Annotated in this window: 22 protein-coding genes; 17 read left to right on the top strand and 5 right to left on the bottom strand. The window is 33.9% G+C overall.

Features of this window, described 5'->3' with window-relative positions:
- Positions 1 to 55: 55 nt before the first annotated feature.
- Positions 56 to 802, top strand: coding sequence for a class I SAM-dependent methyltransferase (locus tag VUJ46_RS07945; RefSeq protein ID WP_326984456.1), 747 nt, complete (start codon positions 56 to 58; stop codon positions 800 to 802).
- 1 nt (position 803) lies between these two features.
- Here VUJ46_RS07945 and VUJ46_RS07940 read toward each other — a convergent pair whose 3' ends face one another.
- Together VUJ46_RS07940 and VUJ46_RS07935 are read right to left on the bottom strand one after the other, a co-directional pair.
- Positions 804 to 1,205 carry a hypothetical protein gene (locus VUJ46_RS07940; RefSeq protein WP_326984455.1) on the bottom strand — a complete coding sequence of 134 codons (402 nt, stop codon included), beginning with the start codon at positions 1,203 to 1,205 and terminating at the stop codon, positions 804 to 806.
- A gap of 10 nt (positions 1,206 to 1,215) precedes the next feature.
- Positions 1,216 to 1,608 carry a winged helix-turn-helix transcriptional regulator gene (locus tag VUJ46_RS07935; RefSeq protein ID WP_326984454.1) on the bottom strand — a complete coding sequence of 131 codons (393 nt, stop codon included), beginning with the start codon at positions 1,606 to 1,608 and terminating at the stop codon, positions 1,216 to 1,218.
- Positions 1,609 to 1,743: 135 nt separating this feature from the next.
- Here VUJ46_RS07935 and VUJ46_RS07930 point away from each other — a divergent pair, with 135 nt between their 5' ends.
- The gene (locus VUJ46_RS07930; protein WP_326984453.1) at positions 1,744 to 2,805 is read left to right on the top strand and encodes an NADH:flavin oxidoreductase; all 1,062 of its coding nucleotides are present in this window, start codon (positions 1,744 to 1,746) and stop codon (positions 2,803 to 2,805) included.
- A gap of 255 nt (positions 2,806 to 3,060) precedes the next feature.
- On the opposite strand, the gene VUJ46_RS07925 is transcribed toward VUJ46_RS07930, so the two are convergent.
- Complete coding sequence (locus VUJ46_RS07925) at positions 3,061 to 4,263, bottom strand: aminopeptidase C (RefSeq protein WP_326984452.1); 1,203 nt, start codon at positions 4,261 to 4,263, stop codon at positions 3,061 to 3,063.
- Positions 4,264 to 4,682: 419 nt separating this feature from the next.
- On the opposite strand from VUJ46_RS07925, the gene VUJ46_RS07920 reads away from it, so the two are divergent.
- The 14 genes from VUJ46_RS07920 (at position 4,683) to VUJ46_RS07855 (ending at position 23,371) form a co-directional block, all read left to right on the top strand.
- On the top strand, positions 4,683 to 5,201 hold the full coding sequence (locus tag VUJ46_RS07920) for an RNA polymerase sigma factor (protein ID WP_326984451.1): 519 nt from the start codon (positions 4,683 to 4,685) through the stop codon (positions 5,199 to 5,201).
- 11 nt (positions 5,202 to 5,212) lie between these two features.
- The gene (locus VUJ46_RS07915; protein WP_326984450.1) at positions 5,213 to 6,331 is read left to right on the top strand and encodes a hypothetical protein; all 1,119 of its coding nucleotides are present in this window, start codon (positions 5,213 to 5,215) and stop codon (positions 6,329 to 6,331) included.
- A gap of 67 nt (positions 6,332 to 6,398) precedes the next feature.
- Entirely contained in the window at positions 6,399 to 9,167 is a 2,769-nt protein-coding gene (locus tag VUJ46_RS07910) for a hypothetical protein (RefSeq protein WP_326984449.1), read from the top strand.
- A gap of 4 nt (positions 9,168 to 9,171) precedes the next feature.
- Positions 9,172 to 13,704: a TonB-dependent receptor plug domain-containing protein gene (locus VUJ46_RS07905; RefSeq protein ID WP_326984448.1), complete on the top strand. Its 4,533-nt coding sequence runs from the start codon at positions 9,172 to 9,174 to the stop codon at positions 13,702 to 13,704.
- Positions 13,705 to 13,847: 143 nt separating this feature from the next.
- Positions 13,848 to 14,351 (top strand): GbsR/MarR family transcriptional regulator, encoded by a 504-nt coding sequence (locus VUJ46_RS07900; RefSeq protein WP_312390747.1) that lies wholly within the window; start codon positions 13,848 to 13,850, stop codon positions 14,349 to 14,351.
- Positions 14,352 to 14,420: 69 nt separating this feature from the next.
- Complete coding sequence (locus tag VUJ46_RS07895; RefSeq protein WP_326984447.1) at positions 14,421 to 14,765, top strand: hypothetical protein; 345 nt, start codon at positions 14,421 to 14,423, stop codon at positions 14,763 to 14,765.
- Between the two features lie 7 nt (positions 14,766 to 14,772).
- On the top strand, positions 14,773 to 15,177 hold the full coding sequence (locus VUJ46_RS07890; RefSeq protein ID WP_326984446.1) for a hypothetical protein: 405 nt from the start codon (positions 14,773 to 14,775) through the stop codon (positions 15,175 to 15,177).
- Positions 15,178 to 15,255: 78 nt separating this feature from the next.
- The gene (locus VUJ46_RS07885; RefSeq protein ID WP_326984445.1) at positions 15,256 to 15,639 is read left to right on the top strand and encodes a hypothetical protein; all 384 of its coding nucleotides are present in this window, start codon (positions 15,256 to 15,258) and stop codon (positions 15,637 to 15,639) included.
- Positions 15,636 to 16,454, top strand: coding sequence for a DCC1-like thiol-disulfide oxidoreductase family protein (locus tag VUJ46_RS07880; RefSeq protein WP_326984444.1), 819 nt, complete (start codon positions 15,636 to 15,638; stop codon positions 16,452 to 16,454). The genes VUJ46_RS07885 and VUJ46_RS07880 overlap by 4 nt, the downstream gene beginning before the upstream one ends.
- Before the next feature lie 9 nt (positions 16,455 to 16,463).
- A complete protein-coding gene (locus tag VUJ46_RS07875) occupies positions 16,464 to 16,922 on the top strand; it encodes an SRPBCC family protein (protein WP_326984443.1) in 459 nt (152 codons plus the stop codon).
- Between the two features lie 155 nt (positions 16,923 to 17,077).
- Entirely contained in the window at positions 17,078 to 17,797 is a 720-nt protein-coding gene (locus VUJ46_RS07870; protein WP_326984442.1) for a YqjF family protein, read from the top strand.
- Between the two features lie 173 nt (positions 17,798 to 17,970).
- Complete coding sequence (locus VUJ46_RS07865) at positions 17,971 to 18,864, top strand: TIGR01777 family oxidoreductase (protein ID WP_326984441.1); 894 nt, start codon at positions 17,971 to 17,973, stop codon at positions 18,862 to 18,864.
- Between the two features lie 136 nt (positions 18,865 to 19,000).
- Positions 19,001 to 20,443, top strand: coding sequence for an alpha-L-fucosidase (locus VUJ46_RS07860; RefSeq protein ID WP_326984440.1), 1,443 nt, complete (start codon positions 19,001 to 19,003; stop codon positions 20,441 to 20,443).
- Positions 20,444 to 20,749: 306 nt separating this feature from the next.
- Complete coding sequence (locus VUJ46_RS07855; protein WP_326984439.1) at positions 20,750 to 23,371, top strand: glycoside hydrolase family 3 N-terminal domain-containing protein; 2,622 nt, start codon at positions 20,750 to 20,752, stop codon at positions 23,369 to 23,371.
- Here the strand turns inward: VUJ46_RS07855 and VUJ46_RS07850 are convergent, their stop codons facing one another.
- Positions 23,372 to 23,671, bottom strand: coding sequence for a type II toxin-antitoxin system RelE/ParE family toxin (locus VUJ46_RS07850; RefSeq protein ID WP_326984438.1), 300 nt, complete (start codon positions 23,669 to 23,671; stop codon positions 23,372 to 23,374).
- Positions 23,664 to 23,915, bottom strand: coding sequence for a type II toxin-antitoxin system ParD family antitoxin (locus VUJ46_RS07845; protein ID WP_326984437.1), 252 nt, complete (start codon positions 23,913 to 23,915; stop codon positions 23,664 to 23,666). Before VUJ46_RS07845 ends, VUJ46_RS07850 begins: the two co-directional genes overlap by 8 nt.
- A 163-nt stretch (positions 23,916 to 24,078) precedes the next feature.
- Here VUJ46_RS07845 and VUJ46_RS07840 point away from each other — a divergent pair, with 163 nt between their 5' ends.
- Positions 24,079 to 24,339, top strand: a complete 261-nt coding sequence (locus tag VUJ46_RS07840) for a hypothetical protein (protein WP_326984436.1) — start codon at positions 24,079 to 24,081, stop codon at positions 24,337 to 24,339.
- Positions 24,340 to 24,539: the final 200 nt, after the last annotated feature.

Here is a 24,539-nt window from a genome sequence, read left to right as displayed (position 1 = left end):
TTTTGGAGGCGGTTTTTTTGTTGAAAATTTGTACATTCACTTTTAAAACATAATCGTGAAAATTACTAAACTCGTCATTCTTTTTAATTATCAGAAAATCCTTTTAGGAATAGTTGTTTCAGCTGTTTTATTGATCGCTTCCTTTTGGATTAATATAAGTTTGATTCAGCTATCATTTAGAATTCTAAGTGCTCTAATTGTCTTAAATATCATCGCTTCACTCGTTGCATCTTATACTTTATACGACAAATCCGATCTGTATGAACTGAAAAATTTAAATGGAATAATAGATTGGCAAAAAACTGAAAATGCTATTCTTGTTCACGCAAGTTTTGATCCTTTGTCTAAAAGGTTAGAGGAAAAATATCCCAATTTAAACTTGACGGTTTGTGATATCTTTGGAAACCGTCACGAGCAGGAAAAAGGAATTGAAACGTCAAAGAAAATATTTCCGCCGCATTCTAAAGAAATAAAGATTTCGCCCAATCGATTACCTTTTGAAGATAAATCTCAGGATGTAATTTTGGCAGTAACTTCTTTACATGAAATTTTGGATCATGAGCAAAGAGTTTTATTTTTCAAAGAAGCAAAGAGAATTTTAAAAGATGACGGGGTTATCATTGTTTCAGAGCAATTCAGAGATTTTACCAACTTTGTTTTCTTTAATATTGGAGCATTTCATTTTTTGAGTGAAAAGAATTGGAAGAAAGCTATTTCTGGCGCAGATTTAAAGATCGTAAAGAATCAAAAATTAACACCTTTTGCAAATATGTTGATTGTGAAAAAATTAAGTAAGATTTAAATTAACTTTTTTCAAGTAAAATATCGGTAGGTAAATAGTTCACACCTTCAGATTTTGTGATAGTCCAATATAGCTTTTTACCATTAAAATAGAGTTTTGCTTTGCCAATTTCATCATTAAAACTGCTTTTAAAATCAACAAAAAGAGTGTCACGATCTACTTTACCTTTTAGGTTAAGATCTTTTTCATCAAAGCAATCTACTCTGTTTCCGTTTCGTGACACAGAGCAATAATATCCGGTTACCGAATCCTTCTTTTGATTGAGCTGTAAAGAGAATGTTTTATTAGTAAGAGGATTTTTATCATCAAAACTTTCGTAATTCCATTCACCTGAAAAGTCAGTGTTCTTAACTTCTTTACAATGAATGGAAAGTATCAAAATAGGTAAAAATATCAACCTCATCTTGTAATTATTAAGCTTCTATCGTCTTTTTTACTTTATTTCCTTCCAAAAGCATCTTGCAATCTTTCGCTTTTTCCGGATCGTAAACATGATATTTCGTTTCCCATTCTTCCAACTGATATAAAATAGGCAGCAAAGCCAATCCCTTTTCTGTTAAAGAATATTCAACTCGTGGAGGAAGCTCTTTGAACTCTTCACGAATCACCAATCCATCGGTTTCCATTTCTCGTAATTGATCTGTTAAAACCTTTCTGGAAATCACATTGATTCTCACGGCAAGTTCCCCAAAACGTAATTTTCGGTCTTTAATTACCAATACAATAATGGGTTTCCATTTGCTTCCTAAAGCCGACATCGCCTTTCCAAGAGGGCAACTGTAAGCCATTAACTCATTCTTTTTCATAGTAAAAATTTCAAGCGTTACTTTTATGTTACTAATGTAAGTTACCACAAAGTTACCACTTTTTTTAATGTGAAAGATACAAAAACGAACTATTATTAGTTACTTTGTGTAACAATTATAAAATATACTTTTAAAATGAGTACAGAATCATTATTCAAACCTTTTAAATATAAAAATTTAGAACTTAAAAATAGAATCGTAATGGCTCCGATGACGAGAGCGCAGTCTGATAACGGAGTTCCTACTCAGCAAATTACGGAATATTATGCAAGAAGGGCAGCTGCAGAAGTTGGATTGATTCTTTCTGAAGGAACAGTGATCAACAGACCTGCTTCTAAAAATCTTCAGAATATCCCTGATTTTTACGGAACAGAAGCTTTAAATGGCTGGAAAAATGTGATCGATTCCGTTCATGAAAATGGAGGGAAAATGGGTCCTCAAATCTGGCATGTAGGAGATACGAGAAGTGCTGAAGATTATCCGTTAGAAGATATGGAAAAGGCTTCTACGATGACTTTGGAAGATATTCAGGATACGATTGCTCAGTTTGCAGCGTCTGCAAAATCTGCAAAAGATCTTGGTTTTGATGTGCTGGAAATTCATGGAGCTCACGGTTATCTTATCGACCAGTTTTTCTGGGATATAACGAATACAAGAACGGATGAATACGGTGGAAAAACTTTGAAGGAAAGAAGCAAATTTGCGGTTGATGTGGTGAAAGCGATCAGAGCTGCTGTTGGAGAAGATTTTACGATTATTATCCGTCTTTCTCAATGGAAGCAACAGGATTATAAAACGAAATTAGCCCATACTCCGGAAGAAATGGAAGAATGGTTATTGCCTTTAAAAGAAGCTGGAGTTGATATTTTCCACTGTTCTCAAAGACGTTTTTGGGAAGCTGAGTTTGAGGGTTCTGATCTGAATTTTGCAGGTTGGGCTAAGAAAATTACTGGTCAGCCAACGATTACCGTAGGTTCTGTAGGTTTGGAAGGTGATTTTATGGCAGCTTTTGCAGGTCAGGGAACTGAAAAAGCAGATTTATCCGAACTTACAAAAAGATTAGAGAGAGGAGATTTTGACCTTGTTGCTGTTGGACGCGCTCTTTTACAGGATCCAAACTGGGTGACGAAGATCAAAGAAGGGAACACAGAAGAACTTCTTGATTTTTCTGCAGAAAGTCTAGCGACTTTATACTAAAATTCGATTGTGAATGGTGAATTGCTTTGCGGTTAATTTTAACCTTCATTATTAACAACTTTTCACTGGCAAAGTGATATCAGCTGTTCACAATTTATATATATCTTGATTACCTATTTAAATTTTTAAACGAAACCGGCTTTTAGAAGATCTGAAAGCCGGTTTTTGTTGAAAAAACAAAACCGTTCTCAAAAAATGAGAACGGTTTTTAACAGATTAATTATCTAAATTGCCAATAAACGGCAAAAAGTGATCTTATAAACCAATATTTTTAGTTGGTTTCAATTGTTTTAGAATATTCTTTGGAATTGCATTTTTGTGAACAAGAATAGCCGTTGATTTGTATTCAACATAAGGTCTTGTTACATACAGATATCCTTCAAAATCATTGGTTACACCCCAAGAGTTTTTAACCATATAATATTCTTTTCCGGTTTGGTCTTTTGCCAATCCTACAATGTGCATTCCGTGATCATCCGTTGTAGAAAGATTGTTCAATGCTTTCTGACGCATATCTTCGGTGATTGTTTTGTCTTTTTTAGGCTCCGTGAATAAAGTAGCTTTATTGTCCGCCGTAATTTGATCTAAATCCATATCCGGAACATACGCCACCCCATTTTTGTAAGAGAAATAAGGCTCAGAAACATCTGTTGCCCAGCCTACAGAATACCCTTTGTTGACAGCGTTGTCAACAATCGCTGTTAAATCTTTCATCGGAACATTCCAGTCAGAATCATGACTCCAGTTATCAGGAATCGGAACTACAAATTTTTGGTAATAAGGATAATCTTTATAAGAAGAAATTTCTACGTAATCTTCAGGATTAATGCCTACAACTTCCTTAGCAAAGGTTTTTGGAGTGTAATTTTTCCCTTCATACGTAAAATTAGTAGGAACTTTTCCTAAATACTCATCTAAGATCGCATCTACAGAAGACATCCAGTTATCCGAAAGTTTTCCTTTAGAGGAAGCCTGAACCAAACTATCTAAAACAGGCTTTAATTTCCCCTGCATTTCTTTGAAATTATTCAAAGTCTGCCCCGATTTAAGTCCTGTATAAACATCCTGAGGAACCGCACCATATTTTTTGTACATATTCACAACATCATGCAATTCCCCTCCGTCGCCCCAGCTGATGGCTCCGTTATTTAAAACATATAATTTTGCTTTATCATGATAAGAGTTCCTTGCAGTAAAGATTTCCGCCAGATCTACAGGCTTTTTACCCATTCTCTGCATTTCAGATTCTAGGAAAGAATTCCCGGAATAGCTCCAGCATGTTCCCGAAGAACCCTGATTTTTCACTGAAGTGGCTCCCACATCTTTTACCGTAGTAAATTGAAAGTTAGCATTTTGAGATTGGTTGTTTTTTAACTTGTTGATTAAGTCATCCTGTGCAAACATCATACTTCCTGCAGACAAAACAAAAAGTAATGAGGCAATTTTTCTATTTTTCATTACTGTAAAAGATTATTTATATGAATAGTCGTTCCTATTAAAGATTCGTTACAAAGGGAAAAGTTAAATTTAATATTAAGTTTTTTATGAAAAGGGAAAATTTTTTATGAAAGTAAGATTTTTATTAGAAGCTATTCCCGCTTTCCGCTCATACTCCTCACCCCAAAGCGCTCCAAAGCGCTCCAACGCTTAAGCCCTCCTTCTCTCAAACTCTCAAACCCAGTTCCGGGGTATCCGCTGCAATCGGGGCTAGGGGCGTGGTCATCTCTTTCACTTTCTGACTCTAACCTCCATCATCCAGCTTCTTTTCCATTTTCCCATTTGCCTTATTCATCATTTTCAACTATTTTTAAAAAAAGTTAACCATGTTTCCAACCTTTCTGAAATTTCATGCATCTCTATAAGTATAAAGCCTGACTATGGAAAAAGAATTACTAATAGAATGTCAGCGTAACGACCGCAATGCACAGCGGAGAGTGTACGAGAAGATGGCGGGCAAGCTGTATACAGTTTGTAAGCGCTATCTGAAAAACGATGAAGATATTGAAGAAGTATTGGCAGATACCTTCTATAAAATCTTCACGAAGCTGAATCAGCTTCAGAATCCCGATATCTTCGAATCCTGGGCAAGAAAAATTGCCGTAAATGAATGTTTACAGAAACTTCGTTCCCAAAAAGCTCTCCATATTTCTCTGGATGAAAACTATGCAGAATCTCATGATTCAGGAACTGAAAGTCTTTCTTTCGAAAAAGATATTTTAAGTCTTTTAAACTTCCTTCCTGAAGGTTGTCGGGCTATTTTTAATCTTTTTGCTATTGAAGGTTATCCTCATAAAGAAATTGCAACCATGCTTTCCATCAGCGAAGGAACTTCGAAATCTCAACTCAATTTTGCCAGAAAAAGACTTCAGGAACTGTTGGTGAATCAAAATATTTAAACGTAAACACAATGGAAAATAATAATATAGACAAAACTTTCAACGAAGCTTCCAAAGCAGTAGACGAACCTGCGACTTTTCCTGGGTTTGATAAAGTCTGGAATCAAATTGAAGAAAGATTAGATAAAAAAGAAGAAAAAAAGAAAACCATCTCAACCTGGATTCCTTATGGCATTGCTGCAAGTTTATTAATTGGTTTTGGAACTTTTTACTTCGTAAACAAAAGTGAAGGCCCAACCGAAAATACACCTTATACCGTTGCAAAAAATACCACCGGGCCTAAAAATACACCCATTGAGAAAATCGACAGTACAGTAAAGGTTAATATTCAAAATGAGGCAGCAGCTCCGAAGCGGTCAGGAAAACAGGAAATATTAGCCTATCATCAACCAAAGGCTGATGAAAAGCCATTTATCCTTTCTTCCAACGGAATTGAATATCCTTCAGCAGAATATGTTACCAAAGAAATTTTAGTACCTGCCTTGCCAAAAATAATGGACAGTGTGAAAAGAAAAAATATCGAAGAAGTAGTGGTTATGGGATTGGGTACAAAAAGAGAGAAAATAGCTTCTAATGTATCGGCCAACGTAGTGTCTTCTGACAATTTTACCAGATCCAAAATGAAGATTGAAGCAGATACCGCAGAAGCGTTGGCCTCTGTTAACAGTCAGTTTGAGATTAAGAATGAAATGAAAGAACCCTTGGTTTTAGGCTATAATGCCACGTATTTACGAAATAAAAAGAAAATAGCATCTAATAATATTTTGGCTGAAAAAGTTGGTGATCAATCTTTGGCAGATATGCTACAGGGAAGAGTTGCCGGATTGAGCATGAGTCCGTCAGCAAATCCAAGGGCCGGAAAAGTAGATGTCATCATTCGAGGTTCTGCCAATGCGAAAGAAAATCCGTTGTATGTTATTGATGGAAAACTTACGGATATGGACGAATTCAGAACACTGAATCCCAACCGTATCGTAGCCATTACCGTGTTAAAGGATGAAAAAGCTATTGAGTTTTTTGGAGCAAAGGCTTCAGGCGGTGCCATTGTTGTTGAAACAAAAGATATTTCAAGAGCGGAAAGAAAAAAAATAAATGAAATTTTGATAAAAGCTGGAGCAAAGAAAAAGTAGGTATTCATTCCCTTCAAAATCGAAAATTAAATTATAATAATTTCTGTTTAATAGTAAATCATTAACCATGAAAAAAATATATATCTTTTGTCTGATGACAACAGCTGTGGCAGCTTTCGCCCAGGATTCTAATCTCTACTATTCAGGAATTTTTTTTAATCATAAAGGTAAACCGCAGAATTTTTTAAAGGTGTTTAATAAAAACAGCGGGATTTATGAAATGACTGATGAGAAGGGATTTGCCATTCTTGCTGCAAAGCCTTACGATACTTTGGTTTGGAATAACGGGAAGAATACGGAAGTGGTGATGTCTTACCGTTTAAAAGAATTAAAATCTATTCTCGAAGGCCAGGATGAGAAAGAAAATGTAACTCATATTTACAGTAAAACGTATGATAGCCTTATTTCAGGAAGCTCTGAGGATCGATTCAGCATTGAAAATTCGACGTTGGGTTTAAGTAAAAATTCAGATAAATATTTTTCATCGATTAGGAAATTAAAACGAAAAAATGACAGTTTGTATAAGCTGAAATCCCTTCAGGAGCAATACTTAGTTTTTAACGGAAGTTTTACAACTTCTTTCGATATTAAGAACCGAAATTCTATTCCCAAAACACAAAACAGATACGTACAAGGAAGATCTGATAACGGAAGTTTGGTTTGGAGAGGACCTGAAACGAACGAGGTTTTCAGCTTCGGCCCGGATATTTCCACTTTAACATTTGATGGGCAGCCTTATGAATACGACCAAAATGGAAGATTGGTAAGTTCTGATAAAGGAGTTTCACCCGCCAAAGCCTATCATAATGATATTTTTAAAACAACGGTGGGCTACCGTAATCAGTTAAATATAAATGCTTTTATTAAGCGGGGATATCAGGAAAAACTGAGGCTTTCATTGGAATTAGGTCAGCAAAAAGATCAAATGTATTTTATCGATCAGTTCAATATTTCGAATACATTAAAAGCTAAATTTAATTCTGCTTTTAAGGGCTACACAGTGAATGCTGTTTTTAATTATGAAGAAAATAAAGCGACAAATGCGAATAGAATAGGGCTTTTCAATAGAATTTACCAAAATGCTCTACTGACTCCCATTTCGTTTTCAAATTCTCAGCAAACTTTTCTTTCAAATGGCTTGCAAAGAAGTTACAGCAAGTCAGCGGATAATCCATTTTTCCTTTTTGAACAAGAAAATAAATACAATTATCGGGATAACAGGCGACAATTCAGTTTAGATATAGCGAAAAAATGGGGTGATTTTAAATTGAATGTCAGTCAGTCTTACGAAAACGATCATTTCTCGAATTTCGATCAGTATCAACCTTCCACTTATGGATTTACTAACGGGATTTTGAACGAAAGAACGCAAAATAACAGTTTATATAATTCTAATATTACAGGAAATTATACGTTGGGAAATTATGGATTTAGAAATATTTTCAGTGCAAATTTTATTTTAAATGATAGAAAATCGGATGTTTACAACAGTTTAACTGGTAGAAAATACAATTATCAAAGAACTTCTCAGGATTATGGATTTAATTATAATATGGAAATCAGTGATAATTATTTTGAAATGGGAATTAATTTTGGAAATTCATTCTATATTTCAAACACTTCAAATAAAAATGCATACTGGCTTCCAAAGGCAAATGCTTATTTGAAATTCAATGAAATCTTTAATTGGAGAAGAATCAACTTTAAGCTGTTGGGAGCCTATACTCAACTTAGCGCTGAACCTGAAATAACAAGATCGTATGCTTCTTATGCAACTACTTTGCTGAACGCGGAAAATTCTTACCTATATTTTCCGATTGATGAGGTGGAAAGCTTTAATAATCTTTCGAATACAGATGTTCATGAATGGAAAATTGGCGGAAAACTGGATCTGGGATATGGAGTCAGTCTTGAAGGGGAATATTTTAATCGAAAAATCAAAAATGATGTATTTCCTTTTTTTGAAAATAATCAGTTGAAACTTAAAAATAGGGCAGATCATACCTATAGCGGTTATGAATTCAATTTTAATTATGAACGTCTTCGCTTAGGTCAGAATTTTTATGTTGCCAACAAAATTTCGTTTTTCAAGTATAAAGATATTGTAGATCATGTGGCCGCGGGATATGATGATTGGGCAGTTTCAGGTTTTAAGGATATTTATAAAACCCTTTCAAAGGGTCAGGTTTTGGGAGCGGTGATGGGAAGTTATTTTGAGAGAAATGCAGATAATCAATTGATTATTGATGAATTCGGTTTTCCTAAAAAAGCAGATGGAATGAAAATAATTGCTGATCCGACACCGGATTTTGTGATGAAATTCAATCATACTTTTAACTATAAACGGTTGACTTTAGATATCAACTGGGAATGGAAAAAAGGTGGGCAAATCTGGAACGGAACTCAGGCTGTTCTCGATTATTACGGACGTTCTTACAATTCCGGAGAAGACAGAAATGTTAAAAACTATATTTTTCAGGGTGTCCATTCCAATGGAAATATAAATCAAATTCCGGTTGATTTTTACAACCAAAATCAGGATGTTACGGAAAACCGATGGTCGAGATATGGCTATTTAGGTGTTGCAGAAGAGTACGTACAAAAAGCAGATTATGTACGTATTAATAATATTTCGCTTTCTGCAGATTTTCCGATAAATAATTCCTTTCGTACGATTACGTTAACTTTTTATGTGAATAATATTCTGCTTTGGCAGGCAAACAAAGGAACAGATCCTAATCAGAATTTTTACGATACCGATAACGGAAAAGGAATGGACTTCTTCAATTTACCTTCTTTCAAGACTTTCGGATGTATGGTTTCATTTAAATTTTAAAGCTATGAATTTCAGATTTCTAACCTATATTTTATTGCTGAATTTTCTTTTTTCAAATGTTCTAATGAATGCTCAAAAACCATTTCAGGACTTTGAAAAAGAGAAAGTATATGTGCAGACCAATCATGTTTTTTTTAAACCGGGAGAAGAAATGTACTTTAAAATTTACATTGTTAAAGGTGAAAATAATCTTCCGACTCAGGATAGTAAAGTGGTTAATTTTGAATTAATTGAGCCAAGCGGAACGGTTTCCCGAAAGTTTAAATGTGAAATTAAAAACGGTCATGCCGAAGGATACGTTTATTTTGATCATGAAATGAAAGGCGGAATCTATAAAGTTCGTGCCTATACCAACTGGATGCTGAATGAGCAAGGGAAAAATGTTTTTGAAAAGGAAATTACCTTGCAGAAGATTGTGTCTCCAAGAATTTTAATGAAACTGGATTTTCCAAAGAAAGGATATGGTGCAGGAGATGAAGTGCTGGCAGATTTTTCAATGAAGAGTCTGAGCAATTTACCCATTCCTTTTTACGAAGCAGATTACACGGTAATGCATGATGGAGAAAAGGTGTCTGAAGGAAAATTAATAACCGATAAGGAAGGAAAATATCAGTTGAAATTTAATCTTCCAAAGATCCTGAAATCTTCTGATGCCTTACTAAATATAAAAGTCAATTTTGATGGATTTACAGAATCTATTTCGCGAAATATTCCGATTGTTCTTAATAATCTGGATGTGAAATTGATGCCTGAAGGAGGAAGTTTGATCAACGGAATTGAACAGAATATTGCTTTTAAAGTGTTAGATGAATTTGAAAAACCTGTGGATGCGACACTGGAAATTTTTAACCAAAATCACCAAAAGATAAAAGAAGTTTCTGCTTATCATTTCGGAATGGGATCTTTTCTATTTACCGCTAGAAAAAATGAAACGTATTATGCAAAAGTAGTTAAGCCTGAAAATATAAAAACAATTTATCCATTTTCTGTTGCAAAAAATGAAGGCGTTGTGCTGAATGTTACTAAAGAAAATAAGACGTTTTATTTTAAATTATTTTCTACGGATGGGAAGACGGTTTTGGTCAAAGGAAACTTTAGAGAAAAAGAAATTTACAGTCAATCCTTGATCTTAAAAAAAGGACTGAATTCCTTTGAAATTCCTGAAGATCAACTTCCTGTAGGAATTTGCAGGTTCACCGTTATTGAGAATGAAATTCCGTTGGCGGAACGTATTATTTTTGCGAATGAAAATAAGCAGCTGAGCATTAAAATTAAACCTTCAAAACAAAATTATCTTCCAAGAGAAAAAGTTGTTTTGGATATTGAAACGTTAGATGAAAATCAAAAAGCTGTTTCTGCAAATCTTGGATTGAGCGTAGTAGATGATAAACTTTGGACTTACGCAGACGACAAACAAAATCATATTATTTCATGGTTGCTGATGGATTCTGAACTTAAAGGGAAGATCGAAAAACCGCAGTTTTATTTTGATAAAAAAGAGGAAAAGGCATCCAAAAGTCTGGATTTGGTGATGTTGACAAACGGTTACCGATATTTTGAACTGATTCCCGAAGTGATTCAATCTGATCAATACAAATACCTTCCGGAAAAGAAAAATTCGATTTATGGAATTGTAGAGGATGAACATAAAAATCCTGTAGAATCGGAAGTTTTTTTGTTAGAAGAAAATTATAGAGAAAGTAAAATTTTAAAGCAAAATACAGCGAAAGACGGATTGTTTTACTTTTCAGATCTTCAACGTGATAAGTCGTATAAAGTGATTGCAAAATCGCCGTTGCCTAAACATGAAGTGAAAGTGAGAATTTTATCCTATAAACTAGATATTAATCCTTTAGATAAAAAGAAAATAAGTCATGTTGATGTTGAAGAAATCATTAAAGAAGCTGAAATTAAAGGAAAACCGAAAGAATCGGTAAAAGAATTACCAAAGCAACAGTTTAATAAACCTATTGGAAATAGAAAAGATACAATTGCTAAAGAGAAAAATGTGGAGGAAGTTGTAGTGTTGGGATATTTAAATAAAGTAGTAAAAAGTAAAATGACCACTTCGTATACTGCTGTTTCATTATCTAGTGAACTTCAAAATCCAAATGTTTTATCTGCTTTAAATGGTAAAGTAGCTGGCATTGAAATTAACAGCACAGGTCAGCCTGGTGGATATGTCAATATAAGAGTAAGAGGGATGGCTTCTATTTCGAATAAGCAACCCTTGTATATTGTGGATGGTATGCCTGTGGAAAATCTCAATACCACGATCAATCCTAATGATATTGGGAGTATTACGGTTTTAAAAGATGCGGCGGCAACTGCCCTTTACGGAAGCCGTGCTGCGAATGGCGTAGTATTGGTGAATTCTATCGGAAGCGGTGGAAGAGGAGTGAAGTTGGATATTAGCCCGAAGTCTTATTTTGCAGTGGAAGCCGTGCGAAGCGACAGTTTGGTTACGTATAATTACACGAGACAGTTTTCCTATCCGGTCTACAAAACCACCAATACGTCTTACCGATACGATTACAGAGAGGCAATTTATTGGAATCCTGTGATTGAAACTGACAAAGATGGAAAGGCAAAAGTAGAGTTTTATAATTCTGATGCCAATACGACCTTCAGAATTATGACGGAAGGAATTTCTGCGAACGGACTTCTGGGAAGAGATGAAACCACTTATGCGGCTCAAAGTTTAATTTCTATTGATGCTAAAATCCCACAATATCTGACGAGAACAGATGAGATGATGATTCCGGTGGTGATTAAAAATAATTCGAATGAAACCAAAACAATGATAATGAATGTGGTGGTTCCGAATCGGGTGAATTTGATGAAATCGGACAGTCTGATTACCTTAAAACCATTAGAATCCGGAAGATTATTTGTTAAGATGCAGACGAATGAAATCGTGAATTCCAATATACAGTTTACGGTTCGTTCGGGGGATTTCAGGGAAACGATGATCTTGCCTTTTAAAGTGGAAGAGAAAGGTTTTCCGCATCATTATTCGATCATTAATAATAAAAATGAGAACATAAAAATTGATATTCCTGAATTGATTAATGGCAGTCTGAATGCCTCATATTATGTTTTTGAAAACCAGGCATTGCAGATGTTTGAGGATTTGGAACGATTGAAAAAAGAACCTCACGGATGTTTTGAGCAGCTTTCTTCCACCGTTTATCCCAATATTTTTATACTGAATTATCTTAAATCGGTCAAAAAAATAGATGCTGAAACAGAAAGTTTAGTCCTCAAAAATCTTAAAAAGGGCTTTCAAAGAATGTTAAGCTATAAAAATAAGGATAATGGATTCGGATATTTCAGTTCTACAGAATCTAGTGTGGCGGTGTCTGCTTTTGCTTTGCTGGAGTTTAGTGATTTGAAGAAACTGATCAGTATTGATGAATCTTTAATTCAAAATTTAAAAACCTTTATTTTATCTAAAAAAGACAGAAACGGACTTTTTGAAGTGAGAAGAAATTATGAAATGAATCAGCCGTATTCCGATTATTCATGGTCGAGAAATATGTATGTTTTATATGCTTTATCGAAAATTGGTGTGAAAAATGAGATTGAAAATTCTTACCAATTGATGTTGAAAAGAGCTTTGGCAACAAAAGATTCTTATCAGTTGGCGTTGATGGCAAATGCTTCTTCAAATCTTGGAAAAGTGCAGGAGTATAACAATTTAATGGAAATTTTAAACAAGCAGGATGCCGGTAAAAATATCAATACAAAAGTAACTTTTACCGGTTCGGGCGGAAGGTCGGCCAATGCAGAAACCCTTTCTTTATATATGATGGCGCTGCAGAAAGATGAAAAAATAAGCCCTTTACAAATTCCAAAAGTTGCTGATGAATTGATCGATTTTAACGGATATTACGGTTTCGGTTCTACCCAGGCTACAAGTCTTGCATTGGAAGTTTTGTCTGATTTCTTCGCTAAAAATGAAAAACTGTATGGAAATGAAAAACCGATCATCAAAGTAAATAAAGCAGATGTTTCGCCGCGAATTAATATCGCTTCGGCATTTAAATCGGGAGAAAATAGGATCGATATTAATTATCCGAGTACAAAAGGACTTCCTTATAAACTGGATTATGAATTTTATACGCTACAGGCTCCGAAAAGTACAGACATTCCTGTGACCATGGAAACAAAGCTGAAATCGTTAACCTCAAAAGTTGGAGAAACGAACAGATTAACGGTAACCGTAAAAAATAAAATCAACGGACCATTGCCAATGGTCACCGCAAAAATAGGAATTCCGGCAGGATTGACGTTGCAAAACGCTTTATTGAAAGATTTGATCGATAAAAAGCAGGTCTCTTATTATGAGATTTTTGATAATTATCTGGTGTTGTATTGGGAACATTTTAATGCGAATGAAACAAAAGTGATTAATTTGGATCTAAAAACCGAATTTGCCGGAGAATATACAGGAAAAGCAAGTACTATTTACCTCTATTATATGCCGGAATCTAAATATTGGAATGAAGGGATTAAGGCTAAAGTTGAACCGTAATTATTACGTGAATATAATATGAATGTTTGTCAAGAAGCTGCTCAGTAGAGTAGCTTCTATTTTTTTTATATTTAATTTTCAAAAATTATTGAAAATTCAAAATATTTAATTATATTTGTAATAGAAATTTAAAAACAGACAACATGCAACTTTCAGAAGCCAAAGAAAAGTATATTCAGACATGGGGAACATTTGCTACCAATTGGGGAATCAACCGTACGATGGCGCAGGTTCATGCTTTGCTTTTGGCGAGTGACAAGCCGCTTTCTACCGATGAGGTGATGGAAGGGCTGGAAATTTCAAGAGGAAATGCCAATATGAATCTCCGTGCATTGATCGATTGGGGAATTGTAAGAAAAGAGTTTGTAAAAGGCGATAGAAAGGAATACTTCGTAGCGGAAAAAGATGTCTGGTATTTATTCAAGCAAATTACCAAAGAGAGAAGAAAAAGAGAGATTGAACCAGTCATTTCGTTTTTAGAAGAACTAAAAAATATTGAAGATAAAGATTCTGAAGGCGCCAAAGAATTTATTAAGTTAATGGAAGATTTCAGCTCTGTTACAGGGAAAATCAATAATATTATGGATCTGGCAATAAAAAGTGACGATCACTGGCTGGTGGGAAAGATTACGAATTTATTAAAATAGAAAGGACCACAAATCCTTTTTTATTTCAAACAAACTTTCAAAAATTATTGAAAATATAATATTTATAAAATGTTCAATATTATTTCATATCTGCTTTTTCTTTCCATCAGTTCGTATATCACGATCGATGTTGGGAGAAGATGCTACAACGCAGGAAAGTATTATCTGGATTATCTCATTCATGATGCTAATCTTTGTTTAACGATCAACAGGATACTTTTAGGATGCTATTACCTGATTAATCTTGGCTATATCGCGATTAATCTTGCCAATTGGGATCAGATACATTCGATGGAACAACTTCTGATGATCACTTCAATCAGAATAGGATATATCACATTGATCCTTTGTTTTTTGCACTTTTTGAACATTTTCGCACTTTACTTTTTAAGAAAAAATTTAACCTTCAAATAAAACGATTATGATGACAACTATTTTAACCACAACGACGTACAATTTTTCAGCGTACATGATTTATTTACCAATTGTAATTACCCTGACTGTTTTTGTTTCACAATTTCTGTTCAAAAACTCAAAAACCTTTATGATTGATATTTTTCATCAAAAGGAAGATATCGCGATGGCAACGAATTCATTGTTCAAGATCGGTTTTTATCTCTTAAATATAGGTTTTGCCCTTTGTATCATTGAATTTTTTCAGATAGAAACTGTGGAAAGACTGGTCGTTGCTTTAAGTAAAAAAATCGGTGGCTTTTCAATTTACCTTGGTATCATGATGCTTCTGAACCTATTACTCTTCTTAAAAGGCCGTAAGCATGCTATGAATAAAGATAAAATCATCACAAATGAAAACACTGATATTTAAAATCTGGATGTATTTCACTTTCAAAATCCAGAATAAAAGAACGAGAGGAGATTTTTTGAACCTTTAAAATGAATGACCATGAAAACTTTTGCTAAAAACGATTTTTACTTCCAGTTAACAATTTTTGTTATCATTTCTATTACAATTATAATTTCATTATTAATAGGAAATGAAAAACTTATTTGGCTATTTTATTTTGGAGTAGGAATTTCACAACTCATAAGCTATCTGATAAGATGTACTTACAGTTATAAAAAGTCATTGATTTTTAAAATATATGGTTGCTTAATCCTGCCCGTATTTTTATCATTGATTTTACTTGTCATCAGCGGAAGTATGGATGATATATGTGCGATTTTTATGATAATTCCTTTATTTTCTTTGTATTATAGTCCTGTTTTAGCAATTATTTATGTTTATGATATCTATCAAATTTATCAATCTCAAAAACAAGCACAATGAAAACCCTCACAAACCATACCTTAATCTACGACAACGAATGTCCAATGTGTAACATGTATTCAAAAGGTTTTATAAAAACCGGAATGTTGGATGAAAGCGGAAGAGAAGCCTTTACCAAACTAAGTTTCAAGAACAAAAACCTGATTGATTTCGACCGAGCCAAAAATGAAATCGCTTTAGTCGATCATGAAAAAAATAAAGTGATTTACGGTTTGGACAGTTTATTATTAATCATCGGAAATTCGTTTCCAACCTTAGAAAAAGTAGCCAGAATACAACCTTTGCATTGGTTTTTCAAAAAACTGTATTCTTTCGTTTCTTATAACAGAAAACAGATTATTCCTTCTGCGAAAGATAATCTATATCCTGAAAATGCCTGTATACCAGATTTTAATCTGAAATACAGACTGGCATACATTGCTTTTGTTGTAATTTTCTCAGGATCTGTTTTAAGTATATTTTCAGCAAAATTAGGATTAGGTTTAAGTCAGAATTTTGCGATAGAATTGGTAATCTGCATCGCACAAATCGTTTGGCAGACTGTATTTTTAAAATCTTATTTAAAAGACAAAATCTGGAATTATCTCGGAAATATGATGACCGTTTCTTTGATCGGAACTCTGCTTTTAATTCCCGGCTTATTCTTAAATATAAATGCATTTTCTTCCATTATTTATTTCGGAATTGTCGTATGCATCATGTTTCTGGAACATATCAGAAGATGCCGGATTTTAAAATTAAATTTTCTTCCGACAATATCCTGGATGATTTTCAGAATGACCGTTTTAGGGATTTTAATCTGGATTAATTCTTAAAATAAAGAAATGTCAACAATTTATTTAAATACCATTATTGAATCCGATATCCAAACCGTTTTCGATTTGGCAAGAGATATTGATTTACACCAAAAATCAACTTCAAAAACTAACGAAAAAGCAATTGCCGGCAGAACTTCCGGATTAATTGAAGAAGATGAAACGGTGACTTGGAAAGCAAAACATCTGGGTGTTTATCAGACTTTAACCACAAAAATTGTCAGGATGAATAAACCTCATCATTTCACCGATGTAATGCAAAAGGGCGCTTTTAAATCGATGAAACATCAGCATATCTTCAGACAGGAAGGTAAAAACACAATGATGACAGATATTTTCGAATTTCAATCTCCTTTCGGACTCATTGGAAAAACCGTTGATAGTCTTTTTCTTAAAAATTATATGAAGAAATTTCTGTTGGAAAGAAATCAATTAATAAAAATAACTGCAGAAAATAGTAATCATTAGATTAGGAAAAATGGAATAAAACGCGAGCGAAGCGAGCGTCGAAAAAGTTAGTATAAGCATTGTTATGCTGAGCTTTTAGTTTATCCTGAGCTTGACGAAGGAAAGTATTTCACATAAAACTATCAACTAATAACAATCAACCAAAAACCAAAGAAATGAACTTCCTAAAAGCAGAATGGCGAAAACTAGCCATTATCAACTACGAAATCAATCCCGAAATCTTAGAAAAATATCTTCCCGAAGGTACAGAACTCGATTTTTATCAGGGAAAATGTTATGTAAGTCTAGTCGGATTTATGTTTTTAAATACCAAATTACTCGGATTTCCGATTCCTTTTCACAGAAATTTTGAAGAAGTGAATTTGAGATTTTATGTAAAGAAAAAAGAAGGCAACGATTGGAAAAGAGGCGTCGTTTTCATCAAAGAAATCGTTCCGAAACCGGCTTTAAGCTTTGTGGCGAATTCTGTTTATAAAGAAAATTATAAAACCATGCCGATGAAAAATATAATTCATCAAAAAGATGAAGAGTTATTAATAAAATACTCATGGAAAGATAAAACTTGGCATTCTATAGAAATTACTGCCGAAAATCAACCTTTGAAAATGGAAACCAATTCTGAATTTGAATTTATTACCGAACATTATTATGGCTTCACGAAAAAACAAAATAAAACTTCAGAATACGAAGTCTGTCACCCAAAATGGGATTATTATTTAGTTAAAAATCATCAACTAAAAATCGATTTTGAAGCTGTTTACGGAAGTGATTTTAAATGTTTAAATCATCAGAAACCTATTTCCGTGATGTTGGCAGAAGGCTCTGAAATTGAAGTAAAAACGAAGAAATATCTTAAGAACCAAGTAAAAAGCTAAAAGAACCGAATAGAATTCATTCATAGATTTAAAGCTACCACACACACAATCAATAATGAGTCCCGAAGGGACGACTTAAAACAGGATAGGATAAAATCCTATCAATAAACATTAAGCATTTAAAACCATCAACTGCCAACAAGCAACAACTAACTAAAAACAACCAAACCACAATGAAAATAATCATCGCCGCCGGAACCGGCTTCCTCGGGAAAAATCTAGAAAAATATTTTACAGAAAAAGGAAGTCAGGTTTATATCTTAACCAGAAATCCAAAACGTAAAAACGAAATATTTTGGGATGCAAAAACGTTGGATGAATGGAAAAATATACTTGAAAATTCAGATGTTCTGATCAATCTCGCAGGAAAATCTGTCGATTGCCGATATACTGAAAAGAACAAAAAAGAAATTTACTCTTCAAGAATTGAAAGTACAAAAGTTCTTCAGCAAGCCATTAATGAATGTATCAATAAACCGAAAGTTTGGCTGAATGCAAGTTCCGCAACTATTTATATTCATTCTGAAACGCACTTAAACACAGAAGAAAACGGAATCATTGGCGATGATTTTTCCATGAATATTTGTAAAAGCTGGGAAAAAGAATTTTTTATATCAAAAACAGAAAATGTAAGAAAAGTGGCGTTGCGAACTTCTATCGTTTTGGGAAATAATGGCGGTGCTTTTCCGAAATTAAAAATGATCACCAAATTCGGTTTAGGAGGAAAACAGGGAAGAGGTAATCAAAATATAAGCTGGATTCATATTGATGATTTTTGCAGATCTGTTGAGCATATTATCAATAATGAAAATATTGTAGGTGAAATCAATATAACAGCTCCTAATCCTTTGCCTAATGAAGAATTTATGAGAAAATTAAGAAAAAAAATGAAAGTTCCATTTGGATTAAATGCTCCTGTTTGGCAACTGGAAATCGCATCTATCTTCTTAAAATCCGAAACAGAATTATTATTAAAAAGCAGAAATGTTTATCCTGATAAATTAATGAAAAGTGGGTTGGAATTTACTTATTCTAAAGTAGATTATGCATTTAAAAATTTAGTTTAAATTATGATAAGTTCTTTTGTTAATTTCTAAATTTTCTCACAATTTATTTTAAACTAAACCTTAACCTCAGCCTAAATATATGTCGATTTTTGCGGTTTTAATAAATGATGATTAAATTAGCAAAAACTAAACTTCAATGTTCATCAAACCAAAAACGAAAACCCTTTTTCTTTCAACTTTACTTATATCATCCACTTTTTTTTGTCAGGCTCATAATGTTTCCGAGGGTTATCAAACACCGACAGATCCGCTTGTTGTCCAGAATCTTGAAAACTGGCAGGATTTAAAATTCGGATTGTTCATGCATTGGGGAACGTACAGCCAATGGGGAATTGTGGAAAGTTGGAGCCTTTGTCCGGAAGATGAAGATTGGACGAAAAGAAAACCTGAACACGGAAAATCGTACTACGAATATGTAAAAAACTATGAAAATCTTCAGACGACTTTCAATCCGACTCAGTTCAATCCTCAAAAATGGGCCGATGCGGCAAAGAAAGCAGGAATGAAATATATGGTGTTTACAACAAAGCATCACGATGGTTTTGCGATGTTCGATACCCAAGAGTCTGATTATAAAATAACCTCATCAAAAACGCCTTTCTCCAAAAATCCAAAAGCGGATGTGACAAAGGAAATTTTCAATACATTCCGAAAAGAAGGCTTTAAAATCGGAGCCTATTTTTCAAAACCCGACTGGCATTCTGACGATTACTGGTGGCCGTATTTTCCGCCAAAAGATCGTAATGTGAATTATGATCCGAAAAAGTATCCTGAAAGATGGAAGAATTTCAAAAACTTCACCTTTAATCAGTTAAATGAAATTACGTCAAACTACGGTAAAATCGATATTCTTTGGTTAGACGGAGGTTGGGTTCGTCCGTTTCACACGATCGATCCAAATGTTGAATGGCAAAGAACGATCAAGGTTGAACAGGATATTGATATGGATAAAATCGGGATGATGGCTGGAAAAAATCAACCCGGAATTATTGTTGTGGATCGCACCGTTCCCGGAAAATGGGAAAATTATGTAACACCAGAACAGGCAGTTCCCGAAAAGGCGCTTTCGATTCCTTGGGAAAGTTGTATCACGATGGGCGATTCGTTTTCGTATGTTCCGAATGACAACTATAAATCGTCTCAGAAAATCATTGAAACGTTGGTTAAAATTATTTCAAGAGGTGGGAATTATCTGATGAATATCGCTCCGGGACCCAACGGAGATTATGATCCAATCGTTTATGAAAGACTAAAAGAAATTTCAGCTTGGATGGATAAAAACCAGTCCGCAGTTTTTGCGACGAGAAGTATTGCACCTTACCACGACGGAAATTTTTATTACACCCAAAGCAAAGATGGAAAAGTAGTGAATGTTTTTCACTTGAATGATCAATCAAATTACGAATCTCCATCAACGTTAAATTTCACAATTCCTGAAAATTTTAAACCAAAATCATTAAAAGTTTTGGGATTATCGAATAAAATTCAATGGAAAAAAACGGAGAATTCAATTGAAATTAATTTACCTAAAGAAAGGAATCAATTAAAATATTCAACGGTCATTCAAATAACACAATAACTATAAACTGTCTTTAAAACGACATAGGAAATCGGAGCGTCAAGAAAATAAAGTCTGTGAACGTTAAGAAAATTCTACTGTTGGAGCGCGATACAAATCTTGAATTGAAAGCAAACTTCAAATTCGCGCGAGTTTTAGAATTTTTAGTGAACAGATTTTATTTTTAGCGGAGAGTTCCAAGTCTTGAATTTTTGGTTCTTTTGTTTGACTTCGTCGAATCTTCGATTTCAAGACAAAAGAACAATAATTAAATCAAATTATTTTATGTGCTTTAAACTTCGATTTAAAATTATAGTAATTTCATTATTGAGCACAACATTTATTTCTGCTCAAAAACCTTTATACAAAGATCCAAAACAACCTGTAGAAGCCAGAGTTCAGGATTTGCTGAAACGAATGACGCCCGAAGAAAAATTCTGGCAATGTTTCATGATTCCCGGAGATTTGGATAATGTTCCGAAAGGTCAATATTCTCACGGAATTTTCGGTTTGCAGGTGAGCGCAGGAAATCAAGGTGGTGGAGTTGCTGGGCAATTATTGAAATATAACGCAAACGAAGATGCGGAAAGATTAGCGAAAAAAATCAATGCCATTCAGAAATATTTTGTGGAAGAGTCCCGTTTGGGAATTCCGATTATCCCTTTTGATGAGGCTTTGCACGGATTGATGCGTGAAGGTGCGACTGCTTTTCCGCAAGCGATCGGTTTATCGGCAACTTTCAATCCTGAGTTGATGAAAGAAGTTTCAACAGCCATTGCCAAAGAATCAAAATTGAGAGGAATTCGTCAGATTTTGACTCCGGTTGTAAATTTAGCGAGCGACGTTCGATGGGGAAGAACCGAGGAAACGTACGGCGAAGATCCATTTTTGACTTCCGTGATGGGTGTAAATTTCGTCAGTTCTTTTGAAAATATGGGAATTATTACGACTCCAAAACACTTTTTAGCGAATGTTGGCGAAGGTGGTCGTGATTCTTACCCGATTCATTGGGGCAAAAGATATTTGGAAGAAACCCATTTGATTCCTTTTCAAAAAGCTTTTCAACAAGGGAAAAGCCGTTCGGTAATGACGTCTTATAATTTATTGGACGGAAGACCTTCAACGGCAAATCATTGGTTACTGACCGAAAAATTAAAAAAAGAATGGAATTTTAAAGGTTTCGTCATTAGCGATGCAAGTGCGGTTGGCGGTGCGAATGTGCTGCATTTTACGGCCAAAGATTATGATGACGCTTCTGCACAGGCGATTAATGCCGGTTTGGATGTTATTTTTCAGACAGAATATCAACATTATAAATTATTTATTCCGCCATTTTTGGATGGAAGAATTTCCAAAGAAAGAATTGATGATGCGGTTGCGAGAGTTTTACGAGCGAAATTTGAATTAGGCTTGTTTGAAAATCCTTATGTTTCTAATAAAGATATTGATGAATTAAAGAAAATCAATCATAAACCATTAGTTGAAAAAACTGCGATTGAATCTTTTGTTTTGCTCCAAAATAATAATCAAACGCTTCCGATTTCTGAAAATTATAAAAAGATTTTGGTGGTTGGAACGGACGCTGTTGATGCAAGATTGGGCGGTTATTCCGGACCGGGAAATAAGAAAGTAAGTATTTTGGATGGAATTAAAAGTTTCGTTACAAATAAAAATATTGAAGTCAATTATTCAAAAGGAATCGATTGGAATTTGAAGGATTTTGCAACGGTTCCGGCAGAGTTTTTATCCTCGGAAAATCAAAAAGGATTGAAGGGAAATTATTTTTCTAATTCTGATTTAAAAGGAAATCCTGCATTTGAAAAGCAGGACGAACAGTTGAATTTTAAATGGACTTTATATTCTCCAAATCCCGAAAAACTGCAACCGGACAATTACAGCGTCCGCTGGACAGGAAAACTGGAAGCGCCAAATTCAGGAAAATATCAATTGGGACTTCGCGGAAATGATGGTTTCAGATTGTTTTTAAATGGAAAATTAGTCATTGATCAATGGGAAAAGCTAAGTTATTCAACCAAAACAGTTGATATTGATTTTGTGAAGGGTCAGAAATATGATATTACTGTAGAATTTCATGAAAATAGAGGAGAAGCGAATATCGAACTGATCTGGAATTATGGTTTGGATGATGAGCAAAAAGAGTTTAATGAAGCCTTACAATTGGCCCAAAATGCAGATTACATCATTGTTACAGCAGGAATTCATGAAGGAGAATTTCAGGATCGTTCTTCCTTGAGTCTTCCCGGAAATCAGGAAAAATTTATTCAGGAAGTTTCGAAATTAAATAAACCGACAACGGTTATTTTGGTGGGTGGTTCTGCGATAAAAACCACGGTTTGGAAAGATAAGGTCGGAGCGATTTTAGACGTTTGGTATCCAGGAGAAGAAGGGGGGAATGCTGTGGCAAAAGTGCTTTTCGGAGCAGAGAATCCTTCCGGAAAATTACCAATTACGTTTCCTATTGAGGAAGGTCAATTGCCTTTAACTTATAATCACCATCCGACGGGAAGAGGAAATGATTACCATGATTTGAGTGGCGAGCCATTGTATCCATTTGGTTTTGGATTGAGTTATACGACTTTCGAAATCTCTGATTTACAATTAAATCAATTAAAATATGCTGAAAACGATACGATTATTGCAAAGGTTACGGTTAAAAATACAGGTTCTAAAGCAGGACGTGAAGTTGTACAGTTATATGTTAAAGATATGCTGGCGTCAGTTTCGAGGCCAATTATTGAGTTGAAAGGATTTAAAAAAGTAGATCTGAAACCGGGAGAATCAAAACAGATTTCAATTGAAGTTCCTGTGAAAGAATTGCAGTTTTTAGATGAGAAAATGAATTGGATTGTAGAGAAAGGCACGTATAGAATTTTTGTGGGAAATTCTTCTAAAAATTTGCCTTTGAAACAGAATGTCGAAATTAAATAGTTATTCTTTTATTCTATTTTTAATATCCATTTCAGCGCCTAAAATTCTTATGATTTCAATATTTTCATTCATTACGATTCGATAGAAAATTAAATGTTTTTCTGCCAAGAACCCAAAAATTTCAGAGCTAATTTCTGTATATATTTTTCCAATTTTTGGGTTTTCGGCAAGTAATTGAAAGAAATTTAATAATTTTTCATAGTAAATATCCGCCTGATTTTCCGACCAAAATTCATAAGTATATTCATATATTTTTGATAGATCTTCAATCGCTTTATGGGTTAAAACATAATTAGCCATTGTCTTTTAATTTAGCTTTAAGTGTTTGAAGATGTTTTTTTGGATTAAAATCAGCATTAATTCCACTATCAATTCCCTCCTGAATTGCATTTTTCAAAAGCTGAACTCTGTTTTCATCTTCTTCCAATAATCGCAAACCCGCGCGAATAACTTCACTGGCATTTTTAAATCTTCCTTCAGAAACTTTTTGATCTACAAAATCCTCAAAGTAATCTCCTAGAGAAACAGAAGTATTTCGTCCCATTTTTTTGTTTTTTAATCAATATCAAAGTTACCAAATTTTGGTAATTTAAATACTTTAATAATGAAAAAATTCTTGGTACGATATATGTAATATTCAGTTCGAAATCGAATGAATTTAATTAAAAATCATTATTTAACTAAAATCATTCAAAAATTTAAATGTCATGAAAAAGTTATTGATATCAACCATTTTATTTGTAGGTCTATCGATGAGTGTTTCGGCGCAAAAACATCCGACACCACCTCCACATCCATCAAAAAGCGAATTGATTGCCATCAAATCTAAAGAGCTGGATAAAAGATATAATCAGGAAAAGAAATTAATCTTGAACCATCCGTTGGCCACAAAGCAGATGAAAAGAGATCAGATGAAGGCTTTAAACCAAAAATATCAGGATCAGAAAAGATTGTTGAAAAAAATGTAAAGAGTAGAAATTTTTAGAATATTATACAATTGAAATCACTCTGTTTTATAATTTCTATTTTATCAAATATTCAGACTACAATAAAAATTGTTACAAGAGAATACGAAAAGTGTTCTCTTTTTTGTTTTAATTTGATGAAAATTGCCTTTTGTTTTACATTATAAGCGGAATTCGCAGAAACGTGCTTCATCCAATATTTT

This window comes from Chryseobacterium sp. MYb264 (assembly GCF_035974275.1).
Lineage (GTDB): Bacteria > Bacteroidota > Bacteroidia > Flavobacteriales > Weeksellaceae > Chryseobacterium.
The sequence above is the reverse complement of the archived record's forward strand: the minus strand, read 5'-3'. Positions and strand labels throughout refer to the sequence as shown.